At 58.9% G+C, this 16989-nt stretch carries 16 protein-coding genes and 4 pseudogenes; 5 read left to right on the top strand and 15 right to left on the bottom strand.

The window, feature by feature from the left end; translation table 11 throughout:
- Positions 1–373 precede the first annotated feature (373 nt).
- The 4 genes and pseudogenes from C7G61_RS37910 to C7G61_RS44190 all read right to left on the bottom strand — a co-directional run bounded on the left by C7G61_RS37910 (position 374) and on the right by C7G61_RS44190 (position 2531).
- A complete protein-coding gene (locus C7G61_RS37910; RefSeq protein ID WP_190242160.1) occupies positions 374–925 on the bottom strand; it encodes a ThiF family adenylyltransferase in 552 nt (183 codons plus the stop codon).
- A gap of 9 nt (positions 926–934) precedes the next feature.
- Positions 935–1603 (bottom strand): E2 ligase fold family C protein, encoded by a 669-nt coding sequence (locus C7G61_RS37905; protein WP_190242159.1) that lies wholly within the window; start codon positions 1601–1603, stop codon positions 935–937.
- A gap of 71 nt (positions 1604–1674) precedes the next feature.
- Positions 1675–1949: pseudogene (locus C7G61_RS37900) on the bottom strand (transposase); the annotation flags it as partial.
- Positions 1950–2306: 357 nt separating this feature from the next.
- Positions 2307–2531 carry a hypothetical protein gene (locus C7G61_RS44190; RefSeq protein WP_145963759.1) on the bottom strand — a complete coding sequence of 75 codons (225 nt, stop codon included), beginning with the start codon at positions 2529–2531 and terminating at the stop codon, positions 2307–2309.
- A gap of 1099 nt (positions 2532–3630) precedes the next feature.
- Between C7G61_RS44190 and C7G61_RS37895 the strand changes: the two genes are divergently transcribed.
- Positions 3631–3915, top strand: coding sequence for a hypothetical protein (locus C7G61_RS37895; protein WP_108522748.1), 285 nt, complete (start codon positions 3631–3633; stop codon positions 3913–3915).
- 79 nt (positions 3916–3994) lie between these two features.
- On the opposite strand, the gene C7G61_RS37890 is transcribed toward C7G61_RS37895, so the two are convergent.
- Both C7G61_RS37890 and C7G61_RS45150 read right to left on the bottom strand, forming a co-directional pair.
- Positions 3995–5089 (bottom strand): HigA family addiction module antitoxin, encoded by a 1095-nt coding sequence (locus C7G61_RS37890; RefSeq protein ID WP_108522753.1) that lies wholly within the window; start codon positions 5087–5089, stop codon positions 3995–3997.
- Between the two features lie 40 nt (positions 5090–5129).
- On the bottom strand, positions 5130–5291 hold the full coding sequence (locus C7G61_RS45150; RefSeq protein ID WP_190242158.1) for a hypothetical protein: 162 nt from the start codon (positions 5289–5291) through the stop codon (positions 5130–5132).
- Positions 5292–5694: 403 nt separating this feature from the next.
- Here C7G61_RS45150 and C7G61_RS37875 point away from each other — a divergent pair, with 403 nt between their 5' ends.
- On the top strand, positions 5695–6369 hold the full coding sequence (locus C7G61_RS37875) for a hypothetical protein (protein ID WP_244608663.1): 675 nt from the start codon (positions 5695–5697) through the stop codon (positions 6367–6369).
- Positions 6370–7551: 1182 nt separating this feature from the next.
- Positions 7552–8106 carry a hypothetical protein gene (locus tag C7G61_RS45145; RefSeq protein ID WP_190242157.1) on the top strand — a complete coding sequence of 185 codons (555 nt, stop codon included), beginning with the start codon at positions 7552–7554 and terminating at the stop codon, positions 8104–8106.
- Here C7G61_RS45145 and C7G61_RS37865 read toward each other — a convergent pair.
- Positions 8075–8293, bottom strand: a pseudogene (locus C7G61_RS37865) (IS256 family transposase); the annotation flags it as partial. The gene C7G61_RS45145 and the pseudogene C7G61_RS37865 overlap by 32 nt on opposite strands.
- Before the next feature lie 274 nt (positions 8294–8567).
- Between C7G61_RS37865 and C7G61_RS37860 the strand changes: the two are divergent.
- Positions 8568–9784, top strand: a pseudogene (locus tag C7G61_RS37860) (IS110 family RNA-guided transposase).
- A gap of 513 nt (positions 9785–10297) precedes the next feature.
- On the top strand, positions 10298–11116 hold the full coding sequence (locus C7G61_RS37855) for a hypothetical protein (RefSeq protein ID WP_108522746.1): 819 nt from the start codon (positions 10298–10300) through the stop codon (positions 11114–11116).
- Between the two features lie 95 nt (positions 11117–11211).
- Here C7G61_RS37855 and C7G61_RS37850 read toward each other — a convergent pair whose 3' ends face one another.
- The 8 genes and pseudogenes from C7G61_RS37850 to nifW all read right to left on the bottom strand — a co-directional run bounded on the left by C7G61_RS37850 (position 11212) and on the right by nifW (position 16811).
- Complete coding sequence (locus tag C7G61_RS37850; RefSeq protein WP_108522745.1) at positions 11212–11970, bottom strand: glucose 1-dehydrogenase; 759 nt, start codon at positions 11968–11970, stop codon at positions 11212–11214.
- Positions 11971–11997: 27 nt separating this feature from the next.
- Positions 11998–12129, bottom strand: coding sequence for a hypothetical protein (locus C7G61_RS47120; protein ID WP_274542306.1), 132 nt, complete (start codon positions 12127–12129; stop codon positions 11998–12000).
- 557 nt (positions 12130–12686) lie between these two features.
- Entirely contained in the window at positions 12687–12983 is a 297-nt protein-coding gene (locus tag C7G61_RS37845; RefSeq protein WP_028350609.1) for a ferredoxin family protein, read from the bottom strand.
- Positions 12984–13015: 32 nt separating this feature from the next.
- Positions 13016–14323 (bottom strand): FAD-dependent oxidoreductase, encoded by a 1308-nt coding sequence (locus C7G61_RS37840; protein ID WP_108522744.1) that lies wholly within the window; start codon positions 14321–14323, stop codon positions 13016–13018.
- An 11-nt stretch (positions 14324–14334) separates the two neighbouring features.
- A complete protein-coding gene (locus C7G61_RS37835) occupies positions 14335–15444 on the bottom strand; it encodes an electron transfer flavoprotein subunit alpha/FixB family protein (RefSeq protein ID WP_108522743.1) in 1110 nt (369 codons plus the stop codon).
- Between the two features lie 15 nt (positions 15445–15459).
- A pseudogene (locus tag C7G61_RS37830) lies at positions 15460–16004 on the bottom strand (hypothetical protein).
- A 28-nt stretch (positions 16005–16032) separates the two neighbouring features.
- The gene (locus C7G61_RS37825) at positions 16033–16332 is read right to left on the bottom strand and encodes a hypothetical protein (RefSeq protein WP_108522742.1); all 300 of its coding nucleotides are present in this window, start codon (positions 16330–16332) and stop codon (positions 16033–16035) included.
- A 137-nt stretch (positions 16333–16469) separates the two neighbouring features.
- Complete coding sequence (gene nifW / locus C7G61_RS37820) at positions 16470–16811, bottom strand: nitrogenase stabilizing/protective protein NifW (RefSeq protein WP_108522741.1); 342 nt, start codon at positions 16809–16811, stop codon at positions 16470–16472.
- Positions 16812–16989 lie beyond the last annotated feature (178 nt).

The raw sequence follows: 16989 nt of genomic DNA, 5'->3' as shown, positions 1-16989 counted from the left end.
GTTTCCATCGGTGAGCAATTGCTCCAGTTCCCTGCGAGCCTTGCGATCAAGTACAATCAAGTCGTTTCCCATGCCGCGAGTGAATCATGTTCGCGACAAGTTGGGATTCAAATGTCAGTGACAGAACACTAGGAAATCCCGGTCCGCGCAGATGCAGCGTCCTGACGTGTCTTTCGCCTTGGGATCGTGAAGATGCGCGGCGAGTGGACGAAGCAGGTTGATCCGTGTGCTCGTGGTCGGCATATTCAAACCCCGAAGCGTGCTTCACGAGATCTGCCGCCAGCATTATGCCAGCAAGAGCCGACCGAAATGACATCGGTACAACAGCTTTCACGGGCTGCGCTCCATCCGTCAGGCGCATAACGACCCCGCCTCAGATTGCCCGTCGGTGAAACGATCGGATGGATTGCCCAACAAACTCTTGAAGGGATTCCGAAGGAATGTCGAAGGCCTTCGCAACGCGCTCGAGGAAACCGGCATCCAACGGCCTATTCGTTTGAAGAAGAACCCGGATCTCCTGTTTGGCTTCCGTGATCCTCAGCTCCTCAGCTATCTTCTCGTCTTCGTCCTTTATCTTCCCGTGTGGCAAGTAAAGGCAGGCCAGACATGCACGGCCGTCATCGAAGCCGTGGCGCGAGACGCCGAGATCGATCTCCTGCGTCCAAGCGTTTACGATCCAATTCGGCAACCCTCCCTGCACGGCAATACGATCCGGAGCGTTGTCCAATGCCACAGCGACCCTTTCGAACATCCAATCGTTGCGGTTGTTTACATAGGCGTCCCATTTGGCAGAATGCGCCGACACATTCATCGCCGTGTCCGCGAAGGCGGCTCGCGCGAGATCCACTTTTGGTGAGCCAACATGACATTGGCCGGCCAGCACGTAGCGCTGCAGATTCGAGAGGTCCACCTCCTCATGGTCCACCAGACGGAGCTATCCCTTAAGACCCACCGTGCGAGCCAAGGCCCAAATGGCGCCATTCCCGATGGCGCCGAGACCGACGAGGTGGGTCTCACCTATATCCGTTCCCTCAAAGCCCGGACCGGAGTCATGAGCGCCCTGAGCATAGGTCAGCATCGACAGGTCGATAAGTTCGTCCGCGTCGCCCTGGTCCAGCTGTTCGGCAAACACCGTCCGAAAGACGTTGGCTGCGGCAAAGCATGACGCAGCTCCCGCACCGAACGGATTCATCGACTCGCCGGAGCCAACCAGACCGCGGCTCGAAAGCTTAGCTCTCCATCCGTCCGAGCCGATAAAGAAGGTTGGACAGTTAGTGCGCGGCGGGCTGCTTCCAACGACCACGGAAACTGTGACGGCCTTCCTGGTCTTGGCGACCTCGATCTCGGGATTGATGGACTTCGCCAAGAACTCGAGCGCGGGAACGTGATCCTTCGCCCTTGCATCGAGCGGCCGCAGCGCAATCGTCGGGTAGAGACGGGTCAACAACCTGATGATCAAATCGAGGCTGGCGCTGCCTTCGGGCGACTTTACGGCTGCGCCGTCGAATAACACTCCGATCACCTGCGCCGTAAGCCTCTCCTCGAACGTCGACATCTTGAAGTTGGTCAACACCCGCGACGCCGCCGACGCCGCGCGGTCCATGAAGTTCGCCATGGCCATGGTTCAATCCTTAATCGAAATCATCCGCGCAACCTGACCGACGGTCAGGGCTCGTAGTCCACGGCGGCGCGGCGGTCTGTTATCTTGACGTTGCGCCAGCCGCGATGCGGATCGAAGGTGACGAAGAGATTGACGGTGCCGTTGCGGCGGTACTCGTAATCGTACGCTCGCGCCGTCCGGGCCTGGCCGGGATCGGCTGACGCACCTCGCCGATGAGCTGGACGAGGGTCTCGTCGAAGCAGACCAGCGGCCGCTCGGGATCCGGCGCCTCGGAATAGAGATCGAGCACGCCCTCCATGCGGGCGACGTATTCGCCGTCGACATGGGGAAACCGTTACGATTGCGGAATGCAGTCAGATTGCCTTCGCCGTCCAACAAAAGTGCACTGACGGCTCCATCCACGCGGGCATCAATGTCACGAAAGACCTTCTCGTAATTGACCGGCAGAGCGTGCTGCCAATACTCTCTTTGACAAATGCCCTCAATAAGCTTGAGCAGTAGCTCTGCATCGGTTGTGCTACCAAGCCTGGTGGGTGAGCAGTTCTTCCCTAAGTCCTTCAGCGTTCACCAACGCCCCGTTTAAAACAAAGGCTCAAATGGCTGTGGCCGGCCTTATGGTTGTCAAGGGGCTGGACCTCGCCGTCATAGTTCTCCCTAGAAGATGGGGGCCGGATATGTGCAATCGCTACATGCGGCCTGAAATTCGGATTGTGATCATCAATCGTTGCGAATTCGCGTGGTGGTCGACAGATCGTTTGTATTGAAACCCTTTTGCTCGCATGAACGCGGCAACGCCGTACTCAGCCCGTCCACGATTACCAAGCTTCGGAACCATGTGCTTGAGCCGATCATAAGGCGTGTTTTGTGAACGGCTCGAAGGCAACAGAAAAGCGCCTGCAATACCGGACATGCTATCTCTCCTTCAACGACACGATGGCTACTGTCGTCGTTCGATGCTGCGTGTTGTTGTGTGTTCAACCGTGTCTGGTTGAAGACATCCGTGTCTGGAGCCAGACACCAAGCGCAAGTAATTCGCCCGCTCGGCGCGAAGCACATGGTCTTGCCCCCTGATCAAGCAAGGCTCGTACCAAGGTCTTGGTCGGCAAGCCTGAGCCTGCGCCAGATCGGCTACGCGCTTCGGAAGTACGGGATTGTAACCAATCCGCCCTGATCCGGACTGTTGAACTTGCGAGAATCTGGCTCGGTCGCGGCACGTTCGTAAGCGTCGTTCTGCGCCCACCTCCTGACGAAGCAGCTTCACACTTGCAAATCTGCACAAGTATCCGGGCTTCCCGCCCGAAGTGAATAAGTTCAGTGGGTTTCCGGAGCGGACCAACGACTTGACCTTCTCAACGATTTCATCGGGCAGCTTGCTGCCCTGTCGTGCGTTGATCTTGTTGCAGAGCTTGCAGTAGCGATATTGCCTCCCGTTCACATGATTTTTGTAAGATAGCTCATGCACTGCAAACTCGTGGCCGCGCCGGCAATGTGTGCGGGAGCTATAATGTGCGCCTTTCAGCTTGTCCGTCGCCTTTTGCATTTCGCAATAGCAAGCCGCTTGGCTTCCGCGCCCCACTCCGGATAGAGCTTGCAGTGCTTGCGAAATTTCGTAGGCGATGCGATTGCCGGACCAAATTTCCCGCCGCCGCAGATGCGTCTTAGCGTTCGGCCGGCGCGTAATGCTTTCATGAACTGACTGGCTTGCGCCAGCGTCATCAGACGTGGGAATTGGTTTGAATGGCCGGCGAGATATTGCGCGTTGTGAGGCAACTGCCGACCTTCGAACAATCGCTTTGGTGCGGACAGATGGCACAGGCTTCCATTGTCATGTTCAGCTCCACCATTGCGCGTGATTGCGCCGGCAGATGCAGAGCCTGAGTCGCGGCGGAGCGGTGGCGGTCCCTGCCACAGCCCTTCCAAAATCGAAGAGAGCCAACTTTTGAGTCGCGGGCCTATTGCCCTCGCCTCACGGTTGCGGAACAATCAGACTGTCTTTTCAGGGGGCTGATATGGCTATTTTCCTAAAGATCGTTTCCGGCGTTTATCTCGCTTTTGTTTGGCTGGTACTTTTCCTGACGTTGAGCGTCCCAACGCCTTTGAACGTTTCCGTAGCGAGCGCTGGCGCTAGCGTTATCGTCTTCATGATTGCAATCGGCCTATCTATTCCGGCGGTTGCCCTCTTCGCCTTCGGCCAGGTGGTCGGCGACGTCCGGATCATGCGCAACAATGCGCGGCTACAGAGCGAACACCTAAAAGCGATGTGGGCGTATTACGAGCCCAGCAATTCCCGGTGAGGCAGGAGACAACGAAACGGATCACGAAGCCGCATGCTGGACTCCACCGGACTGGCCCAGAAGCGCGCCTGCCTTGACCTCAATCCTTCAACTCATAGCGAGCTTTGAGGTGGTGGAAATGTTTGAAGTCAATCACCCTGTGATGCTGAAGCATTCCAACGACTATACCGGGGTGTATCCCTAACTCGCCCGCGAATGTAACTATGGCCTTCGCTGATCGCGGTCGCGTAGCCTTGAACGCCGCAAAGCGTTCAGTTCCGACCAATATGTCTTCAGCCCATGCATCGGCTTCATCTTCGAATCCATCACCTTCGCCGCCGTGATCGTCCGCGAACGCTCTCCCCTTATGCAGGGTGATATGCGCCGCTTCATGAAAAAATGTCCACCAAAAGTGGTCATTAGTTTTCATGCGTAGAGACATTTGAATAATCGCCCGATTGCCTTCGATCCATCGCGCGGAGCCATACAAGCACGTCTTCTCGATCGGCTTTTCGAGAACCATCGCAACCCCCGCACCACGGCACAACTCAACCATCCGGGGATAGAACTCTTCCGGGTCTTTCACGGTGAGTGTGCGAATCTCTCGAACTGCAACCGCAAACTTTCCTTCGTCATATGCAGGAATATCCATCGCGCGCGCCTGCCGCTCTCCCAGAAGAAGCCACGCTGCAACGTGATACGGGGACGTTTTATGGGCCTTGGACTGACGGTGACGTACAGCCATATTCGCCAGACGGGCGTCGAATGCCTCAATGCCGCCTACTCCGAAAAATTGGAGAAGGCCATCGAAAAGCCGGGCCGGCTCATTTGTGGCCGGGAGTATCTTGCGTTCCTTCAACACCTTCACGGGGAAGCGAGCCAAGGTCGCCTTTGCTTGTTCTGCTTCAACTTCCTTGGCCGCCTTTGCCTGATGCAAATCCCAGTCAGCCTGAAGGCCGGTCCAAATATCAGCCTTCGTGCCGAGCACCCGCTCGAGCTTAAGTGCGGTCTCGGCTGTCACCGGATTCGCGCCACCTAGAATGGTGCTAACCAGCTTCGGCGTCATGTTGGCCAGACGCGCAAATTCCGCCTGCGACAGGCCCCTGCTCGCTAGATGCTCTGCCAGATGTTCGCCAGGATGGACTGCCCAGTCAGGCGACCAGGCCTTCTTCTGTGCCGCTCCGAATCTAGCCATCTCTTTACCCTCGTTCAAATTGTGACCAGCTCTTCGCTTCTTACTTCCCGTGATAGTCGTCGACCGCTTCAATCATGATCGCCGTTACCCTCAATGGATCAATTCCGCCATCTTCCTTTGTTGGCACCGGCTGATGATCGGGCCGGAAAATTAGGCGCCAGTTATCCTTCAGCACGACGGCGAAGCGACCAGCAAGGTTCATCTTCAATTCATGGCACCGCTCAGGCGGCGTGCGGGGGGACATCCGCCAAAGTCGGGGTTTGCCAGCACGCCAAGTCGCATCTGGATGGGCTTGGCCAGCTGCCCGAAAGCCTTTTTGAGCTCTGCCTCGGACTCCATCTGTCGACGGAGCTTTTTGCTCGAGAAGTCCAATTCCATGCCCGGGGGCCGCCCGTTACCTAGAAGGTAATAAACCATGAATCGTTACGCAATAGGTAACAGGACAATCCGACCGTTAAAAGGATGGACCACTCAAAGTTCCGGTGAATTTTGCCGATTTGGCCATTTTTTCTCGGAGGTCGTTCAAGCGCTTCCCGCCGGCAGCTTCCATTCAGCGAGCGGCGATCGAAAAGACGAGATCGCCCGCGCCTTCGCCAGCTTGATCCATGCGCACCGGCGGCGCCGAACGACCCTTGCGGCAGGACCGGCATTTTAACGAGGCATCCAGCTTCCAGATCGGCGTATCCCGTGGCCGGCGGATGGCATCGAGCGGCAGGCTAGCCCGGGTGTTGCAGCGTTTGCATTCGACCTCGAGCCAGCCTAGCCTTAGCCTAGGGGAGCTGACCTGGGGCCTTTGGGAGTATCCGGTCGGTCTCGAGAATTATCATGAGACAAACGCCGGGCCTCATGAGGTGATCGAGGATTTTGACTACGGCCTCGAGCACGGCGGACCCGAGCCTGATGAATGGGTCGATTACTCTGTCCCCGATAACCCCTTCTCGATCTTCATGAGCTCCTATCACCATCCCGGCGATTTGCTCGCGGACCATGGAAGCGATAGCGGGGGCCACTTGGTCAATCGTATGATCTTTTCGCATCAGATCACTGCAATGGAAGCCTTTCTGGCCGACAAGTTGAAAAACGAGATCGAGGCTGATGCAGCTGCTTTTCAGCGCCTAATCGATCAGGATGATGATCTTGCGAAGGAGAAGTTCACGCTCGCCGAAATTGCGAAGGGCTCGTCGCGAGAAAAGTTCGGGAGCACCTTCGCTCGATCCAGTATCACAATCTCGCTAGGGTCGATGTTCTTTACAACATTGCGCTTGGCATTCGTATCCTGAGCCTGGCCAACGACAAACAGAGCCTCTTCAAGGCGGTGATGCTGCGCCATAACTGTGTCCACCGGAACGGGTTCGACAAGAACGGGAACGAGCTGAAGGTCTTCACCAAGGCGTTCGTTCAGGATACGGCCGATCTGGTCAAGAGCTTCGTCGAAAACATCGAGAACGTGCGAGCGAGACCGGCGCGAACATCTTAGCGCATCATGCACCGGACAGATCGACCGGCCCAGGTAGCTGATGTCGATCCGGCCGACAATCCTGAAACACCTAGGCGCGCAACAGCCCGACCGTCCCGGGATTAAGTGCGGTCCGCACAGTGTCGAGCGGCTCGGCATCGACCGAGAATAGAATGACTCACCGGCCCAGTGATGAATCTGGACTGGTGTTGCCGGCGGCAGCGCGCCGAGCAATGTCACTTTCGCCTCGGCATCGGCAAAGCCATCCAGGTGCGGTACTCGGACAGCATAAAGCCTTGCTGCAAAGTACGCCCACATCGCTTTGGTCTTTGCGGTCGGCCAATTCAGCTGCGCGCTCTATGCCGCAACGGCTTCCGAGTTGAGCCATCCTCGAAGTTCCTGACCCGTTTGGAAGGTGGCTGCGGTGGCGGCCTTCGATGTGATGGTCGCCGATGCAACGGCGCCGTGCCGTACGTACCAGCCCTCGAAGCGCAAAGATGGCTTGCTCGCACGCGCCATCGAGCCTTCCATTTGCGAGACAGCCCCTCCCCTTTCCACGCGGCCGTTGCCGTAGTTCCACATACACCGAGCTTATCCAGCCTCCCCCGTTCGTCGAACGGCACGCCCTCCAGCCGCGGCTGCCGAGTCGCCATAAGAGACTCGATTATCTCGTGCATGAGGCTGTGACGGGTCGGGCAACTAGCAGAATTCCTGTACTGGCTCCGTCAAGCCGTCATCGAATGAAACGACAAAGGATAAATATGATGCGCCCCGGTGACGCTTCCATACTGAAGACAAATAGCACAGGGACACCGCGGACCGGGATCAATGGCCAGGCGGGCCGCTGCGACCCAGATCTGGCGACGAGCCAGCCTCGCCCGTCCGAGCTGTTTCGACTCCTCTACCATTCTCGCCGCGATCATCGCGCGCTGACTTTGGCGTCAGTATTTCAGTCAAGCGCGCGCGGTATTGCTCGTAGGTCGTGGACGGGCACTCGATTTCTCGCATGACGCTTCAGTATTTCGAACCACGGATTCATCCTTCCTCTCCTTGGAGGCTAAGCAAGCGCTCTTCTTCGGGTGCGATCCTGCGCAAAGCCGCTTCGGGAACGGATCTCAGCATCGAGATCGTCGATCACGGCTTTCGACATATTGAACCGATCAGGATGCTTGGCGGAGCGAGTTGGGAAGAGTTGAAAAGCAGATTCGAGGCATCATCACCGCATCAAAGATGGTATGTATCAACCGTCGAACCCCCGCCGATCTTGCACTCGAATATGGCGGACATCTATCGGCAGCGCGTCTTGACACTTTATGAAAGCCTGCAGAGCGAAGAGGAGAAAGCCGAGGCGGCGGAGGTGCTCCGTACCTTGGTCGATCAGGTGACGCTTGTGCCCGAAGCGGAACAACTCGCCATCGTGCTGCGGCGTGACCTGGCCGCGATCCTGCGATTTGTGGCGGGTAAGAAGAACCCGACTTCCTCTCGGAAGCCGGGGCTCGAGCTATGCGGGATTTTGGGTGACGAGGCGATCAGGCGGCGTGGTTCGCCGGCATGTGGATGACCTCGATGCCGTCGTTGAATCTGACACCTGCAATCACCTTCGGCAACTGATTTGTGCCTTTGAGCCGCCGCCAAGTCTTTGATGCGGCGATAACCAGCTTGAACACCATCAGCCTGGCGGTCGTTGACGACAGTGATCCTTTCGTCCGCACGGTTCTGTGCCGCACGGTCGCGAACACGCTTTCAATGGATTGGTAACCGGTATGAGATTTCTCGGTGCCAAGATTCCGCTGCGGTGTTCTACATCGTGGCGTATGGTGCGACCATCGGGACAGAGGCACCGGGAGCACAAAGTGCGGGCAGGCCGATACACACGATGAGCCGAGAGCTCGTGTTAGTAGCTGGCCGCCTCTGCGACTCGCCCGGTTGCGCCGTGAGCGCGAATCCGTAGTTGTCGTGTCGCCCGCCGCTCCCGCTATAACCAACAGAAGGGAGGACGCGCAGATTCGACGCGTGATTGGTATTGATGTTCACCGAACCTTCGGCGAGGTGGTAATCTGGGAAGATGGCATTCTTCGACATGCCGGTCGGGTCGACATGACCCGGACCGCCCTTGAAGGGATGGGCAAGAGTCTGCGGTCGACCGATGAAGTGGTGATCGAGGCGACCGGAAATAGCATGGCGGTGTCGCGGGTGCTGGCGCCATTCGTGGCGCGGGTGATTATCGCCAATCCGTTGCAGGTGAAGGCGATCGCTCAGGCGCACGTCAAGACTGACAAGATCGACGCCGGTACACTCGCCAGCCTGCAGGCAGCGGGCTACCTGCCGCAGATCTGGACGCCTGATGCGGCGACCGAACGCAAGCGCAGGCTGGTGGCGCGGCGCTACCAGGTCGTGCGGCATCGCACGCGGCTCAAGAATGAAGTGCATTCGATCTGCATGCGCACCTGATCCCAAAGTGCCCGCACGCCGATCTTTTCAACGCCCGCGGCCGGGCGTGGCTGGCCGCTCAACAGTTGCCGGACGATGAGCGCGCAGCGATCGACCGGCACGTTCGTGAGCTTGACCGGCTGGCCGAAGACTTGGCCCTGCTCGACCGCGAGATCGCACAGGACGCCAGCGACGATCCCGCGGTCAACAGATTGATGACGATCACCGGCGTGAATCTGGCAGTCGCCGCCGGGATCGTGGCGGCGATCGGCGACATCCGCCGGTTCAGCTGCCCGCAGAAGCTGGTGAGCTATTTCGGGCTGAACCCGCGGGTGCGGCAGTCGGGACTGGGAGTCGCCCATCACGGTCGCATCAGCAAGATCGGCCGTTCTCACGCGCGCGCCATGCTGGTTGAGGCGGCCTGGGCCGCGGCCAAGGCGCCCGGTCCACTGCATGCGTTTTTCGTGCGCATCCGCGCCCGGTGCGGCCATCAGATCGCCGCGGTGGCCGTGGCTCGCAAGCTCACTGTGCTCTGCTGGCATTTGTTGACGAGGGGCGAAGATTACCTGTGGGCGCGCCCAGCGCTGGTCGCCAACAAGACCCGCGCGATGCAACTTCAAGCCGGACATCCGCAACAGAAAGGCAACCGGCGTGGACCAGCCTATGCCTACAACATCAAGTCGCTGCGCGACCGCGAGATGTTGATTGCCGCCCAGGCAGAGCAAAGCTACGAACGGTTCGTGTCACAATGGAAACCGCGGCGGCCAAAATCCGGCGCGCGGGCGCCTCAGCTCGGCAGGACAAAATAGGCAGTCCGGTGACGCTTGCAGCCGATGCGTCACGCTTCGCCACGAGGTCGCCCGCGCCCGACAACCATAATCGCCGCTGACGGCAAGTGCCAGCCAGGAATGCAATCCCGTTCCACGCCAGCATGCCGCCGTGCTCGGGCCGGTCAAGGCCAAGCCTTGCGGTGGCCGCAAACGCGGCGAGCCTTGACCGCCCCTGCGCGCGGCGGCTGAGTGATCGGTGGCCGGGACGGAAGAATGACCCGCAGCGCGACCGAACAAAAGAATGGACTTACAGCGGTTTCCGCAATCGTCGTCTCGGTCTTGAAGAAATCGCTTGTTCATCTCATCAAGTTATGAGGGCTTAAACGGCGAAAGAGGCCCCCTATGCGGGAGCCTCTTTCAAAGATGTTTAGACTCAGGTAGCGGCCCAACGGCAAATGTCGCAACGCGCCATCACTCCCGGAGTGGTCAGGTTTATCGCTAACTCGTGCTCCCCTGTCAAGTTCCTTAAAAAAATAGCCGGTCGCAGTCTAAATGCCAGATATCTCTTACGAATTTTTAACGAAGTTCTTTACCGACTATTTGCCGTTCTCCCCAACGCCCAGCCAGGTTGAGGATTTTCAGTCTGATTTGACCCTTGTAAGTCCCTACCTACTTGAGGCCTCACTGATCGAAGTCAAGGAGGGAACCAAGGGTGAAATACTAAAATACCTCCCGAATGATTGGCGACCGGCGATCTTCTCCGTATATAACCGCAAAGTGGCTGAACACGCCCAGCTGTTCCCGGTCTTTCACTCTTTCGAGAACGCTTTGCGCTCAACCGTCGCAGTGACCTTAGAGCAGCACTACAAGCATCCACGGTGGTGGCGCGCCATTTACGAGGAGCTAAAGAGGGGCGGGAGAGCCAAGAATATTGCCCAGATCGGCGGCGTTCCACTAGCCCGCCATGCGGCCTTTAGAATCGGCACGGTCATCTTGGACATTGAGGGCAAGCAGTTCCCCAATGGGCCGATTGATGCAATGGCGAACGGCTACGAGTTTATGCACGATTGTCATTTGGCCCACATACGGCAGCTTGTTGAGGAACACTGGGCGGTATTCTCCCCAAAATTCCATCCGCTAAGTGCAGCCGACTTCACCGCCAAATTTGAGAAGGTGCGGGAGGCGCGGAATGCGGTTTATCACCACCGATCACTATCCGGCATGTCGGACGTTGTGGCGGCCGCCGAAGAGCTTTTGGACAAGCTCAATTTCTGCCTGAAATTCGTTCACGGCAAAGTCGCAGACTGCGAGCCGACAAAACTTGCCTTTTCGGTCGAAGCCGAGAAGAGGCACCGCACTTGGGTGGTCTAATTTCAAACTGAGACACCACCTCCGAAGATCCCGAGAGCTGACACGACGAACCGCGCCGTCGTGTTGTACTGGCGTGGACGATCAGTTGGTGCTCATCAAAAGAAATACTCGGGCGCCAGCCATTTGTGTGGGACGCCGGTCGTCAGACCGCCATCGATGACGATCTCGGAACCGGTAAGATAACTGGACTCGTCGCTGAGCAGGAACAAGACTGCCTGCGACACTTCCTGCGGCCGGCCTGCCCGTCCCAGCGGAATGGGGAAAATGGAGGGATCGAAGCTCTCGGTCATCGGCGTGGTGATGAAGCCGGGATGGATCGAGTTGACGCGGACGCCCGAGGCCGAGGCCTCCAGCGCAGCAGACTTGGTTATGCCCCGCACGCCGAAATTGGAAGCAACATAGGCATGAAGCCCGGCAGTGCCCCGCAGCCCCTCGACGGACGAGATGTTGACAATCGAACCTCCGCCCCCGCGCCGGATTGCCGGCAGGGCCGCCTGCATTCCAAGGAACGCACCGGTTAAATTGACGGCAATAACCTTGTTCCACTGATCGAGCGGGAACTGCTCGATCGGGGCCATGCTGGCGATTCCAGCATTGTTAACCAGCCCATGCAGCGCGCCGAAGCTGCTCTCGGCGGTCGCGACCGCCCTAGCCCACTCCTCCGGCCGGGTGACGTCCTGACGCACATAGACGGCGGAAGTGCCCAGTTCAGCCGCGAGAGCCTCTCCTTCTGTATGAAGAATATCAGTGATTACGACCTTGGCGCCTTCAGCGACAAGCAGGCGCGCATGAGCTGCACCCATCCCACGAGCTCCGCCGGTTACCAGAATGACCTTTTCGTTCACACGTCCCATGACATGTTCCTTGCTTCGCTCCGTTGATCAGTGGCGGTGCAGCGGGGCGATCAGCTCGAGCCCATCTTTCTCGCGTAGACCAAAACTGGACACCTTGACGATCTCGCCGCCCGAAAGCTGGCGCGCCTTATTCCAGAAGAACTCTTCATGGTCCTCCATCAGTTCTTCCTACGCCGACTTGGCCGGATGCCTGCTCTAGCGAAATGGAGGTCAGCAGTTCGTAGGTGCAAGTGGAATTCTCCTCGAACATGCGCCCCGCCGCGCATGACCTAGCCATCCTTCGTCATGGGCATGGCTGCTGTCACCGAACTGCTCCGTCTTCTCGAAGGGACGACATTCTCGCCCGATAGTCCCGCCCTCCTTGATGAGATAGGCTGCTGCCGCGTACCGGCGCCGGCTCCCACCAAACAGGCGTTCGCGGCGCCGCCTGCTGCGTTGGATCAGGCTTTGACGAGGCGAGAGCAACGCACATGAGGTTCTCCCGCGTGCAGCGGCGGGAAGATCCAGGTCTTTCTAATCAGCGCGCCAATGATGGCGCGCAGAAAAGCTAGGAAATCTGATGCAAGGCAAAGCTCCCGCGACCGTTCCGTACGCCGGGCACGTCACCAGCTACCGCCATCGATTCGGCCTCTCTCACAAGCGGGGCGCGGAGACATGGATCTGCCGTGAGATCGTCTCAATAAAAGGGCGATCACACTACGCCTGCCGTGCAGCTCTCATCCGAACTTGAACAACACACCGTATCCGCCGCGCGGATAGCTCCATTCGATGTCGCCGGTGGGCTCGCCGATGACCCGGCAGGTGCCGCACTCGATGCAGCCGTCGACGGTGACCTCGACCTGCCCCTTGTCGTTGAGCTCATAGCAGCGCGCCGGGCAGACCTTTAAAAGTGCAAGCAGCTGCGGGGATGGCTTCGTGTGTGCGCGCACTTTGATGTGGGGACGACCGACGTCGACGAGATAGCGGTTGTAGAACAGCTTGTCCTCGACGCGCACTGATGTCTCAACATTCATACTTCAGCTTCCTTGGCTTCGATTTTGGCTGGTTAGCGCCAGGCACGGGCGAGGCGGAATGCATCGCCAAATAGACCGGTCCAGGACCGCGCATTGACAAAGGATTTCAATGTCACCTTCTCTTTCTCAGCCTTCGGCGTACCGTCGACGCGTACATAATTCTGCATCGCCCTGGAGACGAGCTGCGGATAGGTGAGAAAGAAGTTTTGCGAGTTGGTATGCATCAGCATCGGCATATCCTTGTGCTTCTTGAGATCCTTAATCACGAAGGAGTCGTCCAGCATCTTCTTGTAGACTGACAGATTTGCCGCGGTCATGGGATGGCTGCGCGATTTCACCTGGACGATCGCTTCCGCCGCGATGCGGCCCGAAGTCATCGCGAGGTTAGAGCCCTCGCGATGAATGGCGTTGTTGAGCTGCGCCGCATCGCCCACCACTACCCAGCCATCGCCATAGAGCTGCGGGATCGCCTTGTAGCCGCCTTCAGGAATGAGGTGCGCGGAGTATTCCTTGACCTCCGAGCCCTCGATCAGGGGCGCCACGGACGGGTGACGCTTGAAGCGGTCGAGCAGCCCATATGGCGTCTCTCCGGTGCGCTGAAAGTCGGCGACGATACAGCCGATGCCGATCGAGATGCACTCCTTATTGGCATAGATGAAGCCCATTCCGGTCATGCCACTGGAAATGGTGCCGGCCGCTTCGACAACGACGCCTTCGTCGCCCTTGAGATTGAAGTGGGCCTCGATGGTCTCACGCGGCAAAAAGTGCATTTCCTTAACTGCGAGTGCCACCTTGTCGGGCTTGGGCCGCTCGCGCAGGCGCGCACGCGTACCGAGAAGGCCATTCACGCCTTCGGCCAGCACCACGACATCTGCGTGGATTTCGCCGTCGCGGCGATCCGTACGAACACCGATGACTTTCCCATGGGCGTCCCGCGCGAGCTCAGTGACGGTGGTCTCGCACAGCACGGTCGCGCCGGCCTCGCGCACTTTCGAGGAGAACCATTTGTCGAACTGCGCGCGGATGATCGTGTACCGGTTCGGCCGCTCCTCGTTGAAGTCTTCGGAGCGGTAGTGCACGCCGAGATGGGAGCGATCGTCCATTATCCAGAACCGTTGCTCGACGAGATGACGTTCGAGCGGCGCGTCATCGCGGAAGTCCGGGATCAGCTTTTCGAGCATGTCGGCATAGAGGATTGCGCCCTGAACATTCTTCGATCCGGCATATTCACCGCGCTCGAGCTGCAACACCTTCATGCCGCGTTGAGCCATGGCCAGAGCCGCCGCGTTGCCCGACATGCCGGCGCCGACCACGATTGCATCGAACTTCTCCTCGATCACAACAACCTCCTCTAGCTCGCGATCCGGTCGCGCGAATGCGGTGAAAGCCGTGCACGAAATGCGGCCGTCAGCGCTGGTAACAGGTGCATAGCGTCGTTGACGACGCCGATATGGGCAAAGTCAAAGATTGGCGCGTTCTTATCGGTATTGATGGCGACGATTAGATCGGCGCCCTCCACGCCGACCCGATGCTGGATCGCGCCGGAAATGCCTGCGGCGATATAGAGCTTTGGCCGGATGGTCTTGCCCGTCTGGCCGATCTGCCGGTCCGAGGTGACCCAGCCCTTTTGTACCAGCGGACGCGAACAGCCATATTCGGCGCCGAGCACGGCGGCGAGCTGCCGTACCAGCTGGAAACTCTCAGGCGAGCCCAACCCCAGCCCGCCGGCGACGACAACGTCGGCATAAGCGAGATTGGATTTGGCCGAATCACGGTCCGGCACAAAGGACAGCACCTTGGTGACGATGTCTTCTTCGAGCAGGCGGAGCGGATGCATGATAATGCGGGCGGCATCGCGCGCGACACGCTCTGGCATCGGCATCACGCGCGGGCGGACGGTTGCCATCTGCGGCCGGTAATTCAAGGTGTAGATCGTGCAAAGCAGCGATCCGCCAAAGGTCGGACGCGTGGCCGCAAGCGAACCATCCGCGTCGACGTCGAGCTCCGTGCAGTCGGCGGTGAGACCCGTCAGTAGCGTAGTAGCTACCGAGCCTGCAAGATCGCGACCGAGCGTGGTGGCGCCCAACAGCAGGATCTCTGGCTTGTAGGTGTTGACGAGATCGGTCAGCGCCTTGGTGTAGGACTCGTTACGATACTCCGACAGCACATTCTCGGTCACGAGATAGGTTAGGTCTGCGCCGTAGCAGAAGGATTCGAGCGCGGCGTTGCGCGTGGTCTCGGCCTCCGGGCCGATGACGACCGCGGCGAGATCAACCTTCAGCTTGTCGGCAAGCTTGCGGCCCGCACCCATGAGTTCCCAGGAGACGGGATGCACCTGGCCGCGCTCCTGCTCGACGAATACCCAGATGTGCTTGTAGGCCTTAAACTGCTCGGGCAATTCTTTTTTGATTCCTGCGCGGCCGCCCGCGGCCGGCGTAGGAGCTTTGGTGATGTTGCTCATAGCGTTGAATTCCCCTCAGAACCTGCGCGCCTGCGCCACAAGATCGGTCTCTAGCTTGGGTTGACCCTTCAAGATGGCTTTCATCAGCACCTCCGTCGGCTGCTTGGCGGCTTCCACCCGCCCCGCCCTCTCGGCGCGTGGCGACGGCGCAAAGGCGCGCTTGACGATGGTCGGCGAGCCGGGCACGACGCATTTCGAGACTCCTCGACGCCGGCCTCCTGCGCGCTCCATTTTACAACCGGCCCTAGCGCCGCGCGCAGGGCGGCGGTCATCACGGCGCGGCAAATCTGGCTGGTTGCTTCCGCCATGGCTGACCAGGCAGGGCAGCTTTGTGCGCAACATCTGCACGCCGCGTTCGGCACGGCGCTCCGCGTCCATCGTGGTGAGCGCGGCGATCTCGCCGCCGAACTTGTCACGCGATTGGAGCGCGGCCTCGAGCGCGAACAAGGCGTATCGGTTGATGATGCTCGCCCCCCTGACGCACCATGGCGTTGGTCACGGGTTAGACCGCGAATCTGCGCGGAATCGGGAACCTGCTTGGTGCAAACGATACTGTGCATGCCTTCTCCAGAAGTAGCGGAACGCGAGTTATCCATTGGCGGCCATCTCACGGTCAATCCCAGCGTCAATGGCGTCAAAGACAACTTCGAACGGCATTAACGCGAGCGTGACCCATAAGATGATGCCGGCGCGAGCGGCGAGCAGTAACGGCAACATGATTGGTCTTGCTCCAAATCTCATCTCGGAGGGCAACAATTCTGTGTAGTCGGCACCAATGACGGACTTGGCCAGAGAACAGCAAGTGCCGTACCAGTTGGGGCCATCAAAAATTAGACGTCCATTCAATGACTTGAGAAAATAAAGACTGGCCGTTAACGTCGCCGACAATACAATTCCGACATACGTCGCGAATGCGACAGCGCCGCTTCGCGCATTGCTGTACAGAGTTGATCTGCATGAAGAGGAAGATGGCACAACGCGCCGCGCCGACATGGCTTGAGGCAGATCTGAACTGATGTATGAGGCTATTTCAGCGAGCTCAACGGCACGAAGGCCGCCGGTTTCTTGGGCTCCGCGACCGCATCCTTCAAGACCTTGAACACCCGCTGGTCCATCGGCGAGGACACCACGAAGTCGGCATAGGCCTGCTCCAGCACCGCCTTGCACCGCGCCGTGACCTCGGCCTCCGCGCCATCTTCGAATACTTCCTTGGCGAGATATTGTCCCATGCGCTTTAAGATATGCAGGCGCGCGACGTTGACGATCTTGGGGTCGTAATCGACGCCAAGCAGCGCAAAAAAATCTTCGGCCGAGGAGGCCTTGTTGAGTCGATCCAGGATGCCGACTGCCGCCTGTGTGTTGCTCATCGAAAAATCTCCTTTGGGTTAGGTCGACCGGCCTGTGGTCGGAACCCGGCTCCGGCTGGTCATCTCCTTGCGACGCTGCTTCGCGTAGGCGGCGCTGCATATCGCCTCCATGGCCTATGTCTTCGCGGATCAGCGAGGGCTTGCGCGGCACGCCGGCGGTTTCGGCGGTAATGATGCC

It is taken from the genome of Bradyrhizobium algeriense, assembly GCF_003062295.1.
Classification (GTDB): domain Bacteria; phylum Pseudomonadota; class Alphaproteobacteria; order Rhizobiales; family Xanthobacteraceae; genus Bradyrhizobium; species Bradyrhizobium algeriense.
This window is presented reverse-complemented; position numbering and strand designations above follow the sequence as displayed.

Bases quoted from the DNA above. Each gene is read 5' to 3' on its own strand.
- C7G61_RS37905 (WP_190242159.1), bottom strand. From the start codon at position 1,603: ATGGACCGCGCGGCGTCGGCGGCGTCGCGGGTGTTGACCAACTTCAAG.
- C7G61_RS44190 (WP_145963759.1), bottom strand. From the start codon at position 2,531: ATGTCCGGTATTGCAGGCGCTTTTCTGTTGCCTTCGAGCCGTTCACAA.
- C7G61_RS37895 (WP_108522748.1), top strand. From the start codon at position 3,631: ATGGCTATTTTCCTAAAGATCGTTTCCGGCGTTTATCTCGCTTTTGTT.
- C7G61_RS37890 (WP_108522753.1), bottom strand. From the start codon at position 5,089: ATGGCTAGATTCGGAGCGGCACAGAAGAAGGCCTGGTCGCCTGACTGG.
- C7G61_RS45150 (WP_190242158.1), bottom strand. From the start codon at position 5,291: ATGAACCTTGCTGGTCGCTTCGCCGTCGTGCTGAAGGATAACTGGCGC.
- C7G61_RS37875 (WP_244608663.1), top strand. From the start codon at position 5,695: ATGCGCACCGGCGGCGCCGAACGACCCTTGCGGCAGGACCGGCATTTT.
- C7G61_RS45145 (WP_190242157.1), top strand. From the start codon at position 7,552: ATGACGCTTCAGTATTTCGAACCACGGATTCATCCTTCCTCTCCTTGG.
- C7G61_RS37855 (WP_108522746.1), top strand. From the start codon at position 10,298: ATGCCAGATATCTCTTACGAATTTTTAACGAAGTTCTTTACCGACTAT.
- C7G61_RS37850 (WP_108522745.1), bottom strand. From the start codon at position 11,970: ATGGGACGTGTGAACGAAAAGGTCATTCTGGTAACCGGCGGAGCTCGT.
- C7G61_RS47120 (WP_274542306.1), bottom strand. From the start codon at position 12,129: ATGGAGGACCATGAAGAGTTCTTCTGGAATAAGGCGCGCCAGCTTTCG.
- C7G61_RS37845 (WP_028350609.1), bottom strand. From the start codon at position 12,983: ATGAATGTTGAGACATCAGTGCGCGTCGAGGACAAGCTGTTCTACAAC.
- C7G61_RS37835 (WP_108522743.1), bottom strand. From the start codon at position 15,444: ATGAGCAACATCACCAAAGCTCCTACGCCGGCCGCGGGCGGCCGCGCA.
- nifW (WP_108522741.1), bottom strand. From the start codon at position 16,811: ATGAGCAACACACAGGCGGCAGTCGGCATCCTGGATCGACTCAACAAG.